Genomic DNA, 16085 nt, shown 5'->3' on the forward strand with positions numbered 1-16085 from the left:
CACCTGGAGCAGGTAATGCACTTCGCAATTGCAAGATGTGCGCTCGTTGTCGGCGACACATCCGACGACACCGTAACGACAGCCGGGTCTGGCATGGGCGCTGCAGGCGTTTGGCCAGCTAAGTTAAGCAACGACGTCTTCAACGATGCGGCTGCTGTGCCCTGTACGACGAAGTTACCGCCCGGGCGGCTGTTTCGAGAACTCGCCGCTAAACGGTTGAGGAAACGTGATGAACCGGCCCTTCTGTGTCGAATGACACGGCTTGGTTCCCAAAGGGGAGCGACCGTTCCGGCAATAGGATCGCAGCAGATGTGCCACAATCAGGGCCATCACACTGTTGACGATCAGCGGTAGCGCTGCCGCAGATTCGTCAAGGACAACAACCGCAACGAAGATGCCGGTACCTTCCTGCCGTATAAGGCACGCCTTCTCGATGGCGATGCGATCAATGGGGCGGCAAGCAGTAATCGACGTCACACTGTTCGCCAGCACCACCGCAATCAGATTAAGAAGGAGGGTCGCGCCTAGCAGGCCAACCGAGCAGCGCCACAACGCGTCGATGTTGGCCAGCAGGATGTAGGCCAGCACGCAGCCGAGCAGCGGCCGGATCAACGACGCGATGCCCCGCTCGGCCGAGCGGGCGCGGCGCGGCGCGACCAGTCGGATGATGGCGCCGACGACCAGCGGCAACACACAGATGCCCGAGACACTCGTCACGATATCGCGACCGGGTAGATCCACCATGCCGACCGGCACGTCGAACCAGATTGCCAGCGCCGGGATCATCCGCGGCGCCAACGCCAGATAGAGCAAGCTGGAGCACGATGTCAGCGCGACCGCCGTTCCTGCAGCGCCACCGGCTGCGCTCGCCATCGGCCCCGCCAGCAGCCCTACGGGTGAGACGGCGAGCAGCGCCAGCCCGAAGGCGATCGCCGGTGTTTCATGAAAGCAGGTCGCGATCGCGATCCCGGCAAGCGGCAACAGGACCGCGGTCGCGATCAGGCCAGCGATCATCGCGCGGCCGGCGATGTGCCCCTCGGAAGGCGGCGCAGGTCGATGCCCATACCGGCACCCAACATCGCCAGCGCCAGCACCCCCGGCAACATGACAGTCTCGACCATTCGTTCCCGCCCCTGGCTGGATCGAGGGCTCAACGCCGCGACCAACGCGCCATCGTCCGCGCTCCATGCAACAGCACGGTTGGCAGGTGGCGGGCAAGAGCGAAACCGCGCACCCGCCGCGGTTTCTCTAACGCGATCTGCGGGTTATAGCTTGTCGGGGCCAGCAGCATCCGCGCGACCTCGCGCCCTACGATGGCGTTGGTGGCGATACCCCGGCCATTGCACGCCTGCACCGCCAGCAGCCGCTCATCGAGCCTGACGACGCGCGGGAGCAGACTGCTGTTCATCCATGCCACGCCTTCCCACAAATGGGCGATCTCAAACGGTTCGTGGTAGCGCAGCATATCGTGCAGCCGCTTGTTCACCGCCGCCTCGATGCCCGCTGCACTGGTATGCGCGGCGACGGGATAATAGGTAAGCAGCCGATCACCGGCGATCCAACGTATCGAAAAGATGTCGTGTTCCAGGTCAGTGAGCGCCTGGCCATGCGGCAGCACCGCCGCGCGCATCGCCGCCGATAGCGGGTGCGTGACCAGCTCGTGGATGCGCATCGGCAAGACGGTTTCGCGCAGCAACGGATGAAGGCGGTGGTTGCCGCCGTTGGCGCACAGAACGACCCGCGCGGCACGCACCGACCCGTCCTTGGTCTTGAGACACCAGGCGTCCTGCTCCCGGGTCAATGCGGTTGCCGGACTGTGATGAAACAGCCGACCGCCGGCTGCCACCAACCGATCGGCCAGCCCGTGGGCGAGCCGCACCGGATCGATCCCGCCCCCGCTCGCATCGAGTATCCCGGCGGCGTACCCCTGCGTGCCCGTGAGATTCGCGACGTCAGCGGCGTCCAGTATCGTGAGATCCTCGCGAAAGGGCCGCCATTCGTCGACCACCGTCGTCAGGCGTCGTAGCGCATCCGCCCCGCGGGCAGGCGCGACGAAGCCATGCGGGCGAGCGTCGCATTCGATCCCGTGCTCGCGGATGAGGCCGAAGAGATGGCCGCCGCTCTCCCCGATCAGCCGGAGCCAACCGCCCCCGACGTCGCGCCCCAGGCGGGACAGCACCCGCCTGGGGGTGGTGCGCACCAGTTGCGGCGCGACGATCCCCGCCGAGGCGCCCAACGCGCCCGCGCCCGGCACGCTTTCCTCCACCACCACCACCTCGCGTCCCGCTTCGGCAAGCTGAAGCGCGAGCGAAAGGCCGGCGATGCCCGCACCCACGATCGCGAACTCGCTATTCTCGCTGCCACGAAGCGGCGGGTGCGACACCGCCTGCCCCGCGTGCGTCTGCCAGAACGATGCGGCGATCATACGCCCGTCCGAACCGGCACCCCGATGCGCCTGGCTCACCAACCCCGATCCTGTCGCATGATCATGCCGCGCCCCCGGTTCGCGTTCAAATGAACGTATCGGCCGCGAACATGCGCACTGTCAACTTTCCGGCGCCTTCCGCTCGCCCGAGCGGGACAGGTTGCTGCCGATGATCTGCAGCGTCGCGACGAACCGCTGCAATTCGTCGTGACTAAGCCCGGCGGTCGCCTCGACGAACAAGGGCGCGACCAGCGGCGTCAACGTGTCGAGCAAGGCGCGCCCCTCCGGCGACATCCGCACGTCGGTGGCGCGGCTGTCTTCCTCGCTTTGCGCGGCAAGGACGAGGCCAAGCTCGACCATCCGCTCGACGATGCGACTCACGGTCGGCCGCTTGATCAGCGCCATATCCGCCAGATCGGTCATGCGGCAGGGTTGGTGGTCGCGCAGCACGGTCATGATCCGGTACATCGCCTTGTTCGCACCATGCGCCGCGAGCACCGCATCCATGTTGCGGTGGTACATATAATCGGCGTGCGCGATCAGATAGAAAGGCGACGTGGCCAGGCGAAACGCCTCGCTCGTCGGATCGAACATTCGGTTGCCGGTCACTGCGCATCCTCTCTCCGCGACGCCGCCGGTCGCCTCATCCATCGATCCGCTCGGGCCGGCTGCCCCTTCCTGTCGTGCACCCGCCACCGCGGCAATTGCCCAATCTTATGGGCGACCGCAAATAAGGCGGCTTGACAGATGCATAAGGTTACGTTCATTTTCACGCAACAGATATAAGCGGGGGTCAGGTGATGGCGTGGGCCAAGGTTTTCGGCGTGGTGCGATATGCGGCAGCGTTGATGGGAGCGTCTGCGCTCGTCGCGGTAGCGGCTGCGCAAGGGCCTTCACGCGCGCAGATGGGCCAACGCATGGCACGGGAACCCGTTACGGCACCGATCCTGCCGATGAGCGAGACCGAGCAGCGCGCACCGTCGCTGCCCCCGGTCCTGTCGATCCGCGACCGCGCCAAGCTGCAGAACGCGATCCTTGCCGAGCGGCTCGACACTCTGGTGCCGAAGCTGATGCGCGCGCAGGGCGTCGACATGTGGGTGTTGATGGCCCGCGAATATTTCGAGGAGCCGGTGGTCGCCACCATGCTCAACTCCGAAAGCCTGCACGCGCGGCGACGCACGATCCTGATCTTCTTCGACCCCGGCGCGGGCAAGCCGATCGAGCGCCTGACGGTCAGCCGTTACGGATTGGGCGGCTTGTTCAACCCGGCCTGGGACCCGGACAAGCAGCCCGATCAATGGAAGGCGGTCGCCGATCTGATCGCAGCGCGCAATCCGCGGAAGATCGCGATCAACACCTCCGCCGTCTCGGCCTTCGCCGACGGGATGACGCTGAGCCAATATAATGAGATGACAGCCGCATTATCGCCCGACCTGCGCCGCCGGATCGTTCCGGGCGACCGGCTGGCGATCGGTTGGCTGGAAACCCGCATCCCAGCCGAGATGCGGATCTATCCCGGCATTCTCCGCCTGGCGCATGGCCTCATCGGCGAGGCGTTCTCCCGCAAGGTCATCACCCCCGGCCGCACCACCAGCGACGACGTGGTCTGGTGGTATCGCCAGCGCGTGTCAGACCTGGGGCTGTCGACATGGTTCCAGCCATCGGTCGGCATCATTCGCCGCGGCGCGTCGACCATGTTGGAGGGCGACACGGTGATCCAGCCGGGCGATCTGCTGTGGACTGATTTCGGCATCACCTATCTCCGGCTCAACACCGACACGCAGCATCTCGCTTATGTGCTCAAGCCGGGCGAGCGTGCGGTCCCGCCCGGGCTGGCGGCGGGCCTGAAAGCGGCAAACGGGGTGCAGGACGCGCTCCTTTCCTCGTTCGAGGTCGGCAAGAGCGGCAACGAGGTCTTGGCGGCGGCGCGCGCCAAGGCGATCGCGGCCGGGTTGAAGCCGACCATCTACACCCACCCGCTCGGCTACCATGGCCATGCAGCCGGCACCGCGATCGGCTTTTGGGACAAGCAGAGCGGCGACGAGCGCGGCGAGTATCCGATCCACGCCGACACCGCCTGGTCGATCGAGCTGGCCGCTTATGCACCGGTGCCGGAATGGGGCGGACAGGAGGTGCAGTTCCGCGCCGAGGAAAACGCCTTCTACGACGGGCAGCGGGTGCGCTTCCTCGACGGACGACAGACCGAGATCACCCCGATCCCGTCCAAGTAGGGGACGGACACGGGGCGCGTCGACAACAGGGGATGGGGCGATGATGAGACGGTGGGCGGCAGGGGTGACGGCGGCGCTGGTGGCAGCGACACCCGTCATGGCGGACGAGTTCCGGGTCACGTTGCCCGCAAGCGCGGCGGCGGATGGCGTCGACGGCCGGGTGCTGGTGATCCTGACCAAGGAGAAGGCGATCGAGCCGCGCTTTCAGGTGAGGCCCGATTATTTTGGCGCGCAAGTGTTCGGCGTCACCGTCGATGGGCTGCGCCGCGGACAATCCGCGACGGTTGGGGCGGACGTGCTCGGTTTTCCGGCGCTCAGCACGAAGCAGGTGCCCAAAGGGCGTTACTGGGCTCAGCCGGTGCTGCACCGGTACGACACCTACAAGCTGTCGAACGGCCGCACGGTGAAGCTGCCTGCCCCGCGCGGCGCGGGCCAGAACTGGCGGCTTGAGCCAGGCAATTTCTTCGGCACGCTTCGCCAAATCGACTTCGACCCTGCCGGCCGGACGTCGATCCCGCTCGAGCTGGATCAGATGAACCCGCCGATCGCCGAGCCCAAGGACACCGAGTTCGTTCGCCACTTCAAGGTACGCAACGAGCGACTGTCGAAATTCTGGGGTCGCGACATCTATATCCGCGGGCATGTGCTGGTGCCGCGCGACTTCGACAAGCATCCGGAGGCGCGCTATCCGCTGATGATCTTCCACGGACATTTTCCGGACGATTTCGGTGGCTTCCGCACCACGCCGCCCGATCCGAAGCTGACGTGCGAGCCTAGCGAACGATTTAACCTCCCCTGCTACAATCGCGACGAGCAACAAGAGGCTTACGACTTCTATCGCAAGTGGGTGTCCGACAAGTTCCCGCGCTATCTGGTCGTCGAGATCGACCATTCCAACCCGTATTACGATGACAGCTATGCGGTGAACTCGGCCAATCTCGGGCCTTATGGTGACGCCATCACCTACGATTTCATTCCGGAGCTGGAGCGGCGCTACCGCGGGCTCGGGGCGGGCTGGTCACGCTTTCTCTACGGCGGCTCGACCGGCGGCTGGGAGGCGCTGGGCGTCCAGATCAAATATCCCGACCAGTACAACGGCGCCTTCGCCGCCTGCCCCGACCCGATCGACTTCCGTCAGACGATGACGGTGAACATCTACAACGACGCCAACGCCTACCGCTACGATGGCCCGTTCGGCAGCGTCGAGCATCCGGGCAAACGCGACTGGCTGGATCACGTGCCCTATACGATCGAACAGGAAAACCGGCTCGAGCTGGTGCTCGGCGACAAGTCGCGGTCGGGCGGTCAGTGGGACATCTGGGAAGCCGTCTACTCACCGCAGGGTGACGACGGCTATCCGAAGCGGATCTGGGACAAGCGCACCGGTGTGATCGACAAGGATGTGGCCGCCCATTGGCGCGACAATTACGATCTCCGCAACATCCTGCAACGCGATTGGAAAACGCTGGCGCCCAAGCTTCAGGGCAAGATCCACATCTATGTCGGCGATATGGACAATTTTTATCTAAACAACGCCGTCTATCTCATGGAAGATTTCCTGAAAATGACCAAGCCGGCCTATGGCGGAGAAGTGGATTACGGCGACCGTCGCGAACATTGCTGGAACGGTGACCATTCCACGTCGAATGCGATCGGACGACTTCGCTACAACAGCTTCTACTTGCCGAAGATCATGAAGCGTATCGAGGCTAGCGCACCGAAGGGCGCCGACCTCACTAGCTGGCGATACTGAAGACCCACGAACGACGGCCGACAACGGCCGCGATCACCGGAGGAACAGGCGCCCGCCCGCGCGGGGCGGCGCGTCGCGGATAGACGCGCGCCCGCCGCCAGCGCGGCGGTGCCCGCCCAAAAGGGAGACAAGGGACGTGAACAACAGGCATCGCTCAACCCTACTGGCCAGCACGATCATGTGGGGCGTGATCGCGCTCCCCGCTGCGGCGCAGGAGACGTCTTCTGCACCCTCTGTCGAGGCACAGAGCGCCGATCTGGAGAATGAGGCGGCCACGATCGTCGTCACCGGCTCGCGCATCCGCTCCGCCAATGCCACCAGCATCAGCCCCGTAATCCAGGTGACGGGCGAGGAGTTCGTGACCCGCGGTGCGACCCGCAGCGAGGATCTGGTCAACCAGCTGCCGCAGGTGTTCGCGGCACAGGGCTCCGCCAATTCCAACGAGGCGACCGGCACCGCGCAGGTCGACCTGCGCGGGCTGACGCCGGTCCGTACGCTCGTGCTCGTCAATGGAAAGCGGCTGCCCTACGGCAGCCCCAAGGCGGTGCCGTCCGACCTCAACCAGGTGCCCGCCGCGCTGGTGCGCAACGTCGAAGTGCTTACCGGTGGCGCGTCTGCGGTCTATGGCTCGGATGCCATTGCCGGTGTCGTCAATTTCAATCTGATCGACAATTTCGAAGGCGTGAAGCTCAACGCCGGGCTCAGCATGTACCAGCACAGCAATGGCAATCGCCGTCTTCGCGACCTGCTGGACACGAACGACCGAGTGGTGCCCGGTGCCTATCCAAAGCCTGACAAGTCGGTGTGGAACGGCTTCACGCAGGATTATTCGGCCGTCATGGGCACCAACATGGCCGATGGGCGCGGGAACATCACCGCTTATGCCACCTATCGGAAGATCCGCCCGATCCTTCAGGCCGACTATGACTATAGCGCGTGCGCACTGGGGACCGCCGGCAATGGCGGGGACACCTACGCCTGCAGCGGCTCCGGCTTCAACGACCCCGCCAACATCGCCAACACCGGCGCGGTGGCGAACGTGCCGACACAGTTCCGCGTCGACAATGGTCAGTTCGTCGCCGGGCGTCGCACGTATAATTTTGCGCCTGCCAATTACTACCAGCGCCCCGATGAGCGCTATACGCTGGGCGCGATCGGCCACATCGAGCTGAGCGAGCGGGTGATCCCCTATTTCGAGCTGAGCTACATGAACGACCGCTCGACCGCGCAGATCGCACCGGGGACAGTGTCGGGTGGCGTGCTGGGCAGCGGGGGCGGCCTCAACTGCGACAATCCGTTACTCAGTGCGCAGCAGGTTCAGTTCGTTTGCGACGCGGCAGGCCTGTCGACCGCCAGCAACTACAACGCGGCCGGCGCCTATGTCGGGCCGGCGGCGATCGCCCCGGGCATCCTGATCAGCCGACGCAACGTGGAAGGCGGCGCACGCCAGGACGACATTCGCCACTCGACCTTCCGCATCGTCGGCGGCGTGCGCGGCCAGCTCGACCGTGCGTTCAGCTATGACGTTTACGCCAGCTACGCGCGGGTCGACTATCGCAGCCGATTCACCGGTGACGCGAACGTCCAGCGAGTCGCCAATGCGCTGAACGCCGTGGTCGACCGCCGCTCCGGTTCGGCGACCTTCGGTCAGGCGGTGTGCGCCATCAATGCCGACGCGGTCTCAGCCAACGACGATCCGAGCTGCGCGCCGCTGGATTATTTCAGCGGACGGCCGGCCAGCGCCGCTGCGGTTGGCTATATCGCCGAGGCCAAGAGCATCGTCGGCGACACCGGGCTGACCAATATCGTCGCCTCGCTGAACGGCGATCTGGGCAAATACGGCGCGATCCTGCCTTGGGCCGAGAGCGGCATCGGCATCGCGATCGGTGTGGAGTATCGCAAGAACACGCTCGAGCTGCTGCCCGACGAAGTATATCAGAATGCGGTTTCGCCCGAATTCCCGGTCAGCGGCTCGACCACCGCCAAGGAGGTGTTCGGCGAGCTGAACGTGCCGTTCGTCGAGTCACGGCCGTTCTTCCACCTGCTCTCGTTTGAAGGCGCCTATCGTTATTCGGACTATGACACGGGCTTCAAGACGCACACCTACAAGCTGGGGCTGAACTGGGCACCGGTGCGCTCGGCACGGTTCCGCGGCAGCTACCAGCGCGCGGTGCGTGCACCCAACGTGGTCGAGCTGTTCTCCTCCCAGTCGTTGTTCGAGGTGGAACTGACCGAGCTTGCCAATGGGCTCTACGATCCCTGCGCGGGAGAAACTCCCTTCGCTTCCGCCGAGCAATGCGCCCGCACGGGCGTGAGCGCTGCGCAATATGGGCGAATCATCGACAATCCGGCGGGCCAGTTCAACTCCCTGATCGGCGGCAACCGCGATCTCGATCCCGAAAAGGCCGATACTTGGTCGGCCGGCCTGGTGTTCGAGCCGACGTTCGTGCCGCGGCTCTCGCTGTCGGTCGACTATTTCGACATTCGCGTGAAGAACCTGGTGGGCAGCGTGAATCCCAATCTGGCGCTCACCAACTGCCTCGGTACGGGCGATCCGTTCTTCTGTGGCCTGATCAATCGCGGTGCGGGCGGGACGCTGTTCCTTAACGACACCGGCTATTTCCGGCGCTTCAACGTCAATACCGGTTCGCTGAGCACACGCGGGATCGACGTCGCGCTCGACTATCGCATCCCGAGCGGACGGTTCGGCAGCTTCGCGCTCAATCTGGCGGGCACCTATCTGGCGGAATACGAGACCGTGCCGCTGCCGGGCTCACCCGCCTCGGACGTGTACGACTGCAAGGGCCTGTACGGCGGCCTGTGCGGACGCCCGCGCCCCGAGTGGCGGCACCGGATGCTGGCCACCTGGAACACGCCAGGCGGCGTCGGCGTGAACCTGACATGGCGTTATATCTCCGCGGTCAAGATCGCGCAGACCAGCGACCAGCCGGCGCTTGCCGGCAGCTACGCCACGCTCAATAAGCAGCTCAACAGCCGCAGCTATTTCGATCTTGCCTTCACCTTCGATGCCAAGGAGAATATCCGCTTCACGCTCGGCATGAACAACCTGCTGGACAAACAGCCGCCGCTGACGACCACCTCCGCGATCGAGGATGGCGGCAACGGCAACACCTACCCGCAATTCTACGATGCCACCGGACGGTATCTGTTCACCAGCGCCTCGCTGCGCTTCTGATGTGGTTCGACCGGGCGAGGCGCGATCTGCCTCGCCCGTCGGCAAGAAGGACGAGACGTCGATGCTGCGAATAGCGCTTATTTTCTCCGTAGCCGCGGCATCGGTGCCCGCCGCAGCCGCCGGCGGCAAGGTCCCCGCGCCAACGGACGCGGACCGGGCCGAAGCGGTCACGCTACTGAAGCAGCTTGTCGCCATCCCCACCGCCAAGGGCCGCGGCCGCGTTCCCGAGCTGATCGATGTACTCGCGGCAAAACTGACCGAAGCCGGCTTTGCGCCCGATGACATCGTGCGACGGCCGGTCACGGTCGACGGCGAGCAGACGATGGGGTTGATCGTGCGCTACGCCGGGCGAAATCCGTCACTACCGCCGGTGGCACTGCTGGCGCACATGGATGTGGTCGACGCCGTCGCCGCCAATTGGGCGACCGAGCCGTACAAGCCCGTGGAGAAGGACGGCTACCTTTACGGACGCGGCACGCAGGACAACAAATTTGGCGTCGCGGTGCTGGTCGAAACCTTCGTGCGCCTTCGCCGCGCCGGCTGGCGGCCGAACCGGGATCTGCTGCTCGCCTTTTCGGGCGACGAAGAGACGGGAATGCGCTCCACCCGTGCGGTCATCGCACATCCTTGGGTGGCGCGGGCGACCTATGCGCTCAACTCCGACGCAGGGGGCGGGTCGGTGACGGCGGACGGACGCCCGATCGCGTTCGGGATGCAAGCCGCGGAGAAGACCAACGCCACTTTCGCCGTGACGGTCAAGAACCGCGGCGGCCACAGTTCGGTGCCGCGCAACGACAATGCGATCTACGAACTCGCGCGCGCCTTGACGCGGATCGAGGGAACGCGCTTTCCCGTGCAACTCAATAGCGTGACCCGGGCGATGGTCAAACGCGTTGCGGCAGAGCGCGGCGGCGTGTTGGGGGAAGCGTTGACCCGGCTGACCACGGCTCCGGGCGATGCTCAGGCCTTGGACGTCGTGCGCCGCTATCCCGAGGTTTCGAATATCTTATGGACCACCTGCGTCGCAACGATGTTTGAGGCCGGCAACGCACCCAACGCATTGCCGCAGAACGCGACGGCTACCGTCAACTGCCGTATCCTTCCGGGCGTCGCCGTCGAGGAAGTCCGGCAGGTGCTGGCACGCGCGGCGGGGCCGGAAACGGCCATCGCGTTGGTCGGCGAGGCCGTGGAAAGCCCCGTGTCCGAGCCGCGCGCGGAGGTGACCGCGTTGCTGCAGGTCGGCCTGTCGGCCACCTATCCCGGCGCGTCGCTTCATCCGACCATGTCGTCGGGTGGTACGGAGGGGCGCGAGTATCGCCGCGCGGGCATCCCCACCTGGGGTGCAGGCAGCCTTGGGCTGGTGCTGCCTGAAGATAGCCGCGCTCACGGTACCGATGAGCGGATACCGCTTCGTGCCTTCGGGCAGGAGCTCGATTATTGGCAAGAAGTTCTGACGAACATGCAATAGTACGGCTTCTTGATGACCTCACGGGGGCGATAAGACCCACAACTCGACATTCACGCTGCCGATGCCGCTTCCTGGAACTGGAAACTCGTTCAGGTTTCCATTCCAGCATTCTGGCCGTGTCTAGGCTGTCGGTTTCTCGGCGCTCGAACTCCGGCGCGCGAAGGTCGAGATCGGACAATCGTCATCTCCTGTCGCCAACTTTGCCACGGCGGGAGCGGCGCATTGCCACGGCGCCGCTGTTTTCCGCGTCTTCCCGGGCGAGCTTGCGCCATCGTTCGACGCGAGCGGGATCAAGATCGCCTTGCGTCATCGCGACGTGGATAGCGCATCCAGGCTCGTCCGTGTGGGTGCAGTTCGCGAACCGACACTCGAGCGTCACGGCCGTGACGTCGTCAAAAACCTCGGTCACGCCGGAGGCTACTTCGGACATCTGGAGTTCGCGCATGCCGGGCGTGTCCACTAGCCAGCCGCCACCATTTGCGGCAGGGCCGTCCGCGCCACCGGCGAGACGATGCATTTCGCGCACGGTCGTCGTGTGCCGGCCTTTGCCATCATCCTCTCGGACTGGCTGGGTCGCAATGCTCTTCGATCCCTTAAGCGTGTTGACGAGGGTCGATTTGCCGACACCGGACGATCCCACCAGCGCAACCGTCTCCCCGAAGCCGCAATAGCCGGCAAGGTGGCCGGCGCTGGTCGTATAGCGTCCATCGACCAGTTCCACCCGCAACCCCAACTGGAGTGTGCGCGCCTCCTCGACCAAGCGCTCAGGCGCAGGTGACAGGTCGGCCTTCGTGATCACCAGGACAGGACGGACGCCGACTTCGCGCGCGAGCACGAGATAGCGCTCGATGCGCGCAACGTTGAAGTCCTGATCACACGATGAGACGATGAACAGCGTGTCGATGTTCGCGGCGATGAGCTGGACGCGGCGATCGTCGCCCGGCGCAGGCCTCTTGAACAGGTTTGTGCGATCGAGGATACGCTCCAGGCTTCGGCTGCTCCGGTCGATCAGCAGCCAGTCGCCGACAGTGGGCCGGTCCACTGCTCCCTCTGCACGGCCAAGCTCGACGAGATCGAATCCTCGATCCCCTCTCCTAAGACGGTCACCCGTCCACGATGAACCGACATGACCCGCACAGGCTGACAGTTTTGGCTCTGCTCGGCGGAGACCTGCTCGGCGAAGAAGGATCTCCAGCCGAGATGCGCGAGAGTGAGATCGGACGACACAGTCATTGCCTCAGCGGGCTCACGATCCGCCTGATTGATTTGCATCCGGCGTGCCTTGCTCAGCTGCTCGCCTATCCGCCTTGGCTTGCGCCTTCTTCGCGGACTCGGCCGCCTTGGCCTTCTCGCGCTCGCGGCGCTCGAAGTCATAATTTGGTTTGCGTGGTATGTCGGTCGCTCCGGCGCTCGGGATTCCAGCTTGAGCGACGCGCTCAACATGAGAACCTTATTCCAGCTACACTGATCCGCGGTTCGCGACCAGACCCGCGGCAAGGGGCAACGAGGGTGCGTGCTCGAGCCTGACTTGTCCCTAGACCATAACAGGGATTGGATCTCGTCGTGTATGAGAAGACCCAGTTTCGGACATTTTACTCGGCGCGCTCGACGCCCAAGAACTGCCGCTCGTTCATCAGCGGATGCAAAGCCGCTGAATCTTTACAGCCGTTTCAAACCCTGCAGCGTCGCCCGCAGCGCCTCGACGAGCGGCGTTGCCGGCACATCACCGAGGAAGCGGCGCAGCTTGCCGTCGATCAGCCGGAGCGGCCGGCGCCAGAGATAGATCATCTCGCGCATCTCGCGCGCGGTCTCGTAGAACGGCGCCATCGCGTGCACTACCGGCCACGGGAACGGGTAGATCGGCGCGTTCGGCTTGCCCGCCGCCTGGCGGATCGAGTCGGCAAACGCTCGGTTGTCGTCCATCCAGGTGCCGCCAAACTGGAAGCTGTCGAACGCCGCTAGCGCGTCGCGCCGTTCCAGGAGGCGTACCATCGTCTCGGCAAGGTCGGGCAGATAGGCCCAAGCGTGACCAATACCCGCGCGGGCGGGATTGAACACGCGCTTCACTGGTCCGGGCGTTGGCACCATGCCCTGCGCAAACCAGCTATTGCCGCTGCGCGGACCGAAGAAGTCGCCCGCGCGGACAACCAGTGCCTTGGCGCCGTTCCGGCTCGCCTCGCGCAGGCGGCGCTCCATCTCGACGCGGATCGCGCCCTTTCGGGTCACCGGGTTTTCCGGGGTAGCCTCGTCGACAGCCTCGCCGGCGTCTGGCCCGTAATTGTAGACCGTGCCTGGCAGCAACACCCGCGCGCCGGTCGCGGCTGCCGCTGCGATCGTACTGTCGAGCATCGGCAGTACCAGCCCTGCCCAGTTGCGATAGCCCGGCGGGTTCGCGCCATGCACGATCACCGACATGCGGTCGGCAGCGGCGGTGACGGACGCCTTGTCCATGGCATCGCCCTGCACCCACTCCAGCGCCGGGTTGCTCTCCCGGGCCCGCGCCGGATCGCGATGGAGCGCGCGGACCGCCCAGCCGCGGGCGAGCAACGCCCGTGCCACCTCGCCGCCGATGCCGCCGGTCGCGCCGATCACCAGCGCTGTGTTTGTATCCTTGTTCATCGCCACCTCCTCGTTGCGGAGGCAGAGATGGACTCCATCCGGGTTAGCCGAAATTGCGACAATACGCAGAGCAGTTATACAGGATTGTATGGACAGTGGACCCGGATGGGAGTTGTGGCGCACCTTTGACGCCGTCATGCGGGCGGGCAGCCTGTCGGGTGCGGCGCGCGCGCTCGGTCTCACCCAACCGACCGCCGGGCGACATATCGTGGAACTGGAGGCGGCGCTCGGCGCAGGCGCGCTGTTCACGCGCTCGGCGCGCGGGCTGAAGCCGACCGAGACCGCGCTGGCGCTCGCGTCGGAAGCCGAGGCGATGGCTGCCGCCGCGGCAGCGCTGGTGCGAACCGCCTCCGCTCCCGGCGATGTGATCTCCGGCGTCGTCCGGATCAGTGTGAGTGAGGTGATCGGAGCGGAGGTACTGCCGCCGATCCTCGCCGCCCTGCGCGCGCAGCATCCCGGCCTGGTGATCGAGCTGCTGCTCACCAACGCCTCGTCCGACCTGCTGCGGCGTGACGCCGATCTCGCGATCCGGATGACCGAGCCGAGGCAACAGGCGCTGCTCGTCAAGTCAGTGGGCCGCATCCGCCTCGGCTTCTATGCGCACCGCGAGTATCTTGCGCGCGCCGTATCGATCGACAGCGCCGCTGACTTAGAGCGGCATGCGATCATCGGCTTCGACCGGGACGCGGCGTCGATCCGGTCGCTCGAGGCGGCGTGGCCCGACCTGCCCACCTTTGCGCTGCGCACCGACAACCAGTTGGCCCAGATCGCGCTGATCCGCGCCGGCTGCGGGATCGGTGTGATGCAGGGCCCAATAGCTCACCGTGATCCGGCGCTGATCCCGATCCTACCGGAAACCTTCCACGCCCATCTGCCCGTCTGGATCGCCATGCATGAGGACCTGCGCTCGACAAGGCGCATGCGGCTGGTCTTCGACGCACTGGTCGACGGCATGACAGCCTACATCAGAGCGGATTCGGAGCGTCAGCGATGACCCAAATCCGGACGTTCGCGGCCGCTTTCGACCTTCCGAACTTCGGATATTCATTCATGTCCGTTCAAAGTCCGGCGTACTTGAGTGTTCTGCAACTATCTAAGCAGACGAGCAGGAATTCCCGCCACGGCCGCACCAGCGCGAACGTCGCGCGTCACGACACTGCCTGCGCCGACGATCGCATCGTCGCCGACGATGATGCCGAGCAGGATCAGCGCACCACCGCCTATCCAGACATTGCGGCCGATGATGACCGGCCGACCGAACTCAAGCATCCGGCCACGCTGGACCGGATCGCGCGGATGATCGGCCGTTAGAATTTGCACGCCCGGACCGATTTGCGTGCCCGCACCGATCTGCACCGGGACTACGTCGAGCACCGTGCATCCGAAATTAAGAAACGCGCCCTCGCCCAGATGAATGTTATAGCCATAGTCGCATTGAAACGGCGGTCGGATCGTCGCACCGCGCCCCGCGTGACCAAGCCCTTCTACCAACAGCGCATGACGCTCCGCCACGGTAGCTGTCGATGCGCGGTTATAGCGTTCGAGCCACGCGGCAGCGCGCGCCGCGTCCGCGACGAGCTCCGGATCGTCGGCGACGTAGAGCTCGCCCGCCAGCATCCGCTCCTTCTGCGTCATCGCGATCAGCTCAGGTCGTGGAGGTCCTTGCCCAACGGGGCTGTGATGCTCAGGTCTGAGAAGTGCACGTCCAGCCCGGCACGTTCGGGCGTGCAGGCCATCGGTCCGACCTGATAGGCGGGGGCGATCGGAAAGGGCGCCAGTCTGACCAGAGGCCATGTCTTGACGTCCGCCGAGACCTGCAACCGCAGGACGCCCTTGGCGACCGTCGCGCGCATCCAGAAATCTTGTGCGTCGTGCTCGTAGGGGCCGGTTGCCCAGTCGGACTTTCCGTCGGTCAGCACACTGCTCAGCATAGCGCGCCCGTCGGACAACTCGATCCCTGCCTTTACCCAGCGTCGTTCGTCGACCCGCACCATGATGCCGGCCTGGTCGTAGAGTTTCTGATATTGGCCGCGAATGCGCAGTTGTGCGGTAAACGCGGCAGGTGCCGTAAAGCCGAGGAAATGACCGCTGTCACGGGTGAAGCCGTAATGCGTCTCGCGCCAGAAATCGCTGCCCTTGTCGGTGACGAGCGTCAGGTCCCCGCCGGGTGTGACTTTCCAGACCTGAGGCGCGTTCAGCCAGCGGCCGTCCCGGCGCCCAAGCGCCGATGTTGTCGAGCTCTGCGCAGTTGCGACCCCAGCACTGCCCGCGATCGTTAGCGCCGCAGCACCGCCGATCACCGCCCGCCTGCTCACTCGATCCTCCGTCATAGCCGCTGCCTTCCAATCACCTGCAATGTAATGTACATATGTACGCATGCGGAGATCGAGGTA

Annotated in this window: 12 protein-coding genes; 5 read left to right on the plus strand and 7 right to left on the minus strand. The window is 65.1% G+C overall.

Annotated elements, in window-relative coordinates; genetic code table 11:
- Positions 1-174: 174 nt before the first annotated feature.
- From QP166_RS13125 to QP166_RS13135, 3 genes are all read right to left on the minus strand, one after another.
- On the minus strand, positions 175-1014 hold the full coding sequence (locus tag QP166_RS13125; RefSeq protein WP_333916305.1) for a hypothetical protein: 840 nt from the start codon (positions 1012-1014) through the stop codon (positions 175-177).
- A 136-nt stretch (positions 1015-1150) separates the two neighbouring features.
- The gene (locus QP166_RS13130; protein WP_333916306.1) at positions 1151-2425 is read right to left on the minus strand and encodes an NAD(P)/FAD-dependent oxidoreductase; all 1275 of its coding nucleotides are present in this window, start codon (positions 2423-2425) and stop codon (positions 1151-1153) included.
- Positions 2426-2545: 120 nt separating this feature from the next.
- Positions 2546-3034: a MarR family winged helix-turn-helix transcriptional regulator gene (locus tag QP166_RS13135; RefSeq protein ID WP_333916307.1), complete on the minus strand. Its 489-nt coding sequence runs from the start codon at positions 3032-3034 to the stop codon at positions 2546-2548.
- Positions 3035-3342: 308 nt separating this feature from the next.
- Between QP166_RS13135 and QP166_RS13140 the strand changes: the two genes are divergently transcribed.
- The 4 genes from QP166_RS13140 to QP166_RS13155 all read left to right on the plus strand — a co-directional run bounded on the left by QP166_RS13140 (position 3343) and on the right by QP166_RS13155 (position 11073).
- Positions 3343-4656 (plus strand): M24 family metallopeptidase, encoded by a 1314-nt coding sequence (locus QP166_RS13140; RefSeq protein WP_333916308.1) that lies wholly within the window; start codon positions 3343-3345, stop codon positions 4654-4656.
- Positions 4657-4696: 40 nt separating this feature from the next.
- Complete coding sequence (locus QP166_RS13145; protein ID WP_333916309.1) at positions 4697-6409, plus strand: hypothetical protein; 1713 nt, start codon at positions 4697-4699, stop codon at positions 6407-6409.
- A gap of 136 nt (positions 6410-6545) precedes the next feature.
- The gene (locus QP166_RS13150; protein WP_333916310.1) at positions 6546-9605 is read left to right on the plus strand and encodes a TonB-dependent receptor domain-containing protein; all 3060 of its coding nucleotides are present in this window, start codon (positions 6546-6548) and stop codon (positions 9603-9605) included.
- Positions 9523-11073 (plus strand): M20/M25/M40 family metallo-hydrolase, encoded by a 1551-nt coding sequence (locus QP166_RS13155; protein ID WP_333916311.1) that lies wholly within the window; start codon positions 9523-9525, stop codon positions 11071-11073. The genes QP166_RS13150 and QP166_RS13155 overlap by 83 nt, the downstream gene beginning before the upstream one ends.
- A gap of 181 nt (positions 11074-11254) precedes the next feature.
- Here QP166_RS13155 and rsgA read toward each other — a convergent pair whose 3' ends face one another.
- Positions 11255-12115, minus strand: coding sequence for a ribosome small subunit-dependent GTPase A (gene rsgA, locus QP166_RS13160; RefSeq protein WP_333916312.1), 861 nt, complete (start codon positions 12113-12115; stop codon positions 11255-11257).
- A gap of 617 nt (positions 12116-12732) precedes the next feature.
- Positions 12733-13692 carry an NAD-dependent epimerase/dehydratase family protein gene (locus QP166_RS13165; RefSeq protein WP_333916313.1) on the minus strand — a complete coding sequence of 320 codons (960 nt, stop codon included), beginning with the start codon at positions 13690-13692 and terminating at the stop codon, positions 12733-12735.
- Between the two features lie 112 nt (positions 13693-13804).
- Here QP166_RS13165 and QP166_RS13170 point away from each other — a divergent pair, with 112 nt between their 5' ends.
- Entirely contained in the window at positions 13805-14686 is an 882-nt protein-coding gene (locus tag QP166_RS13170) for a LysR family transcriptional regulator (RefSeq protein ID WP_333916315.1), read from the plus strand.
- Positions 14687-14781: 95 nt separating this feature from the next.
- Here QP166_RS13170 and QP166_RS13175 read toward each other — a convergent pair whose 3' ends face one another.
- Both QP166_RS13175 and QP166_RS13180 read right to left on the minus strand, forming a co-directional pair.
- The gene (locus QP166_RS13175) at positions 14782-15327 is read right to left on the minus strand and encodes a sugar O-acetyltransferase (RefSeq protein ID WP_333916316.1); all 546 of its coding nucleotides are present in this window, start codon (positions 15325-15327) and stop codon (positions 14782-14784) included.
- A gap of 5 nt (positions 15328-15332) precedes the next feature.
- Positions 15333-16007: a DUF1349 domain-containing protein gene (locus tag QP166_RS13180; protein WP_333916317.1), complete on the minus strand. Its 675-nt coding sequence runs from the start codon at positions 16005-16007 to the stop codon at positions 15333-15335.
- Positions 16008-16085 lie beyond the last annotated feature (78 nt).

Source organism: Sphingomonas sp. LR60, from assembly GCF_036855935.1.
GTDB lineage: Bacteria > Pseudomonadota > Alphaproteobacteria > Sphingomonadales > Sphingomonadaceae > Sphingomonas.

Bases quoted from the DNA above. Each gene is read 5' to 3' on its own strand.
- QP166_RS13130 (WP_333916306.1), bottom strand. From the start codon at position 2,425: ATGATCGCCGCATCGTTCTGGCAGACGCACGCGGGGCAGGCGGTGTCG.
- QP166_RS13155 (WP_333916311.1), top strand. From the start codon at position 9,523: ATGGCGGCAACGGCAACACCTACCCGCAATTCTACGATGCCACCGGAC.
- QP166_RS13140 (WP_333916308.1), top strand. From the start codon at position 3,343: ATGGCACGGGAACCCGTTACGGCACCGATCCTGCCGATGAGCGAGACC.
- QP166_RS13175 (WP_333916316.1), bottom strand. From the start codon at position 15,327: ATGACGCAGAAGGAGCGGATGCTGGCGGGCGAGCTCTACGTCGCCGAC.
- QP166_RS13165 (WP_333916313.1), bottom strand. From the start codon at position 13,692: ATGAACAAGGATACAAACACAGCGCTGGTGATCGGCGCGACCGGCGGC.
- QP166_RS13125 (WP_333916305.1), bottom strand. From the start codon at position 1,014: ATGATCGCTGGCCTGATCGCGACCGCGGTCCTGTTGCCGCTTGCCGGG.
- QP166_RS13145 (WP_333916309.1), top strand. From the start codon at position 4,697: ATGATGAGACGGTGGGCGGCAGGGGTGACGGCGGCGCTGGTGGCAGCG.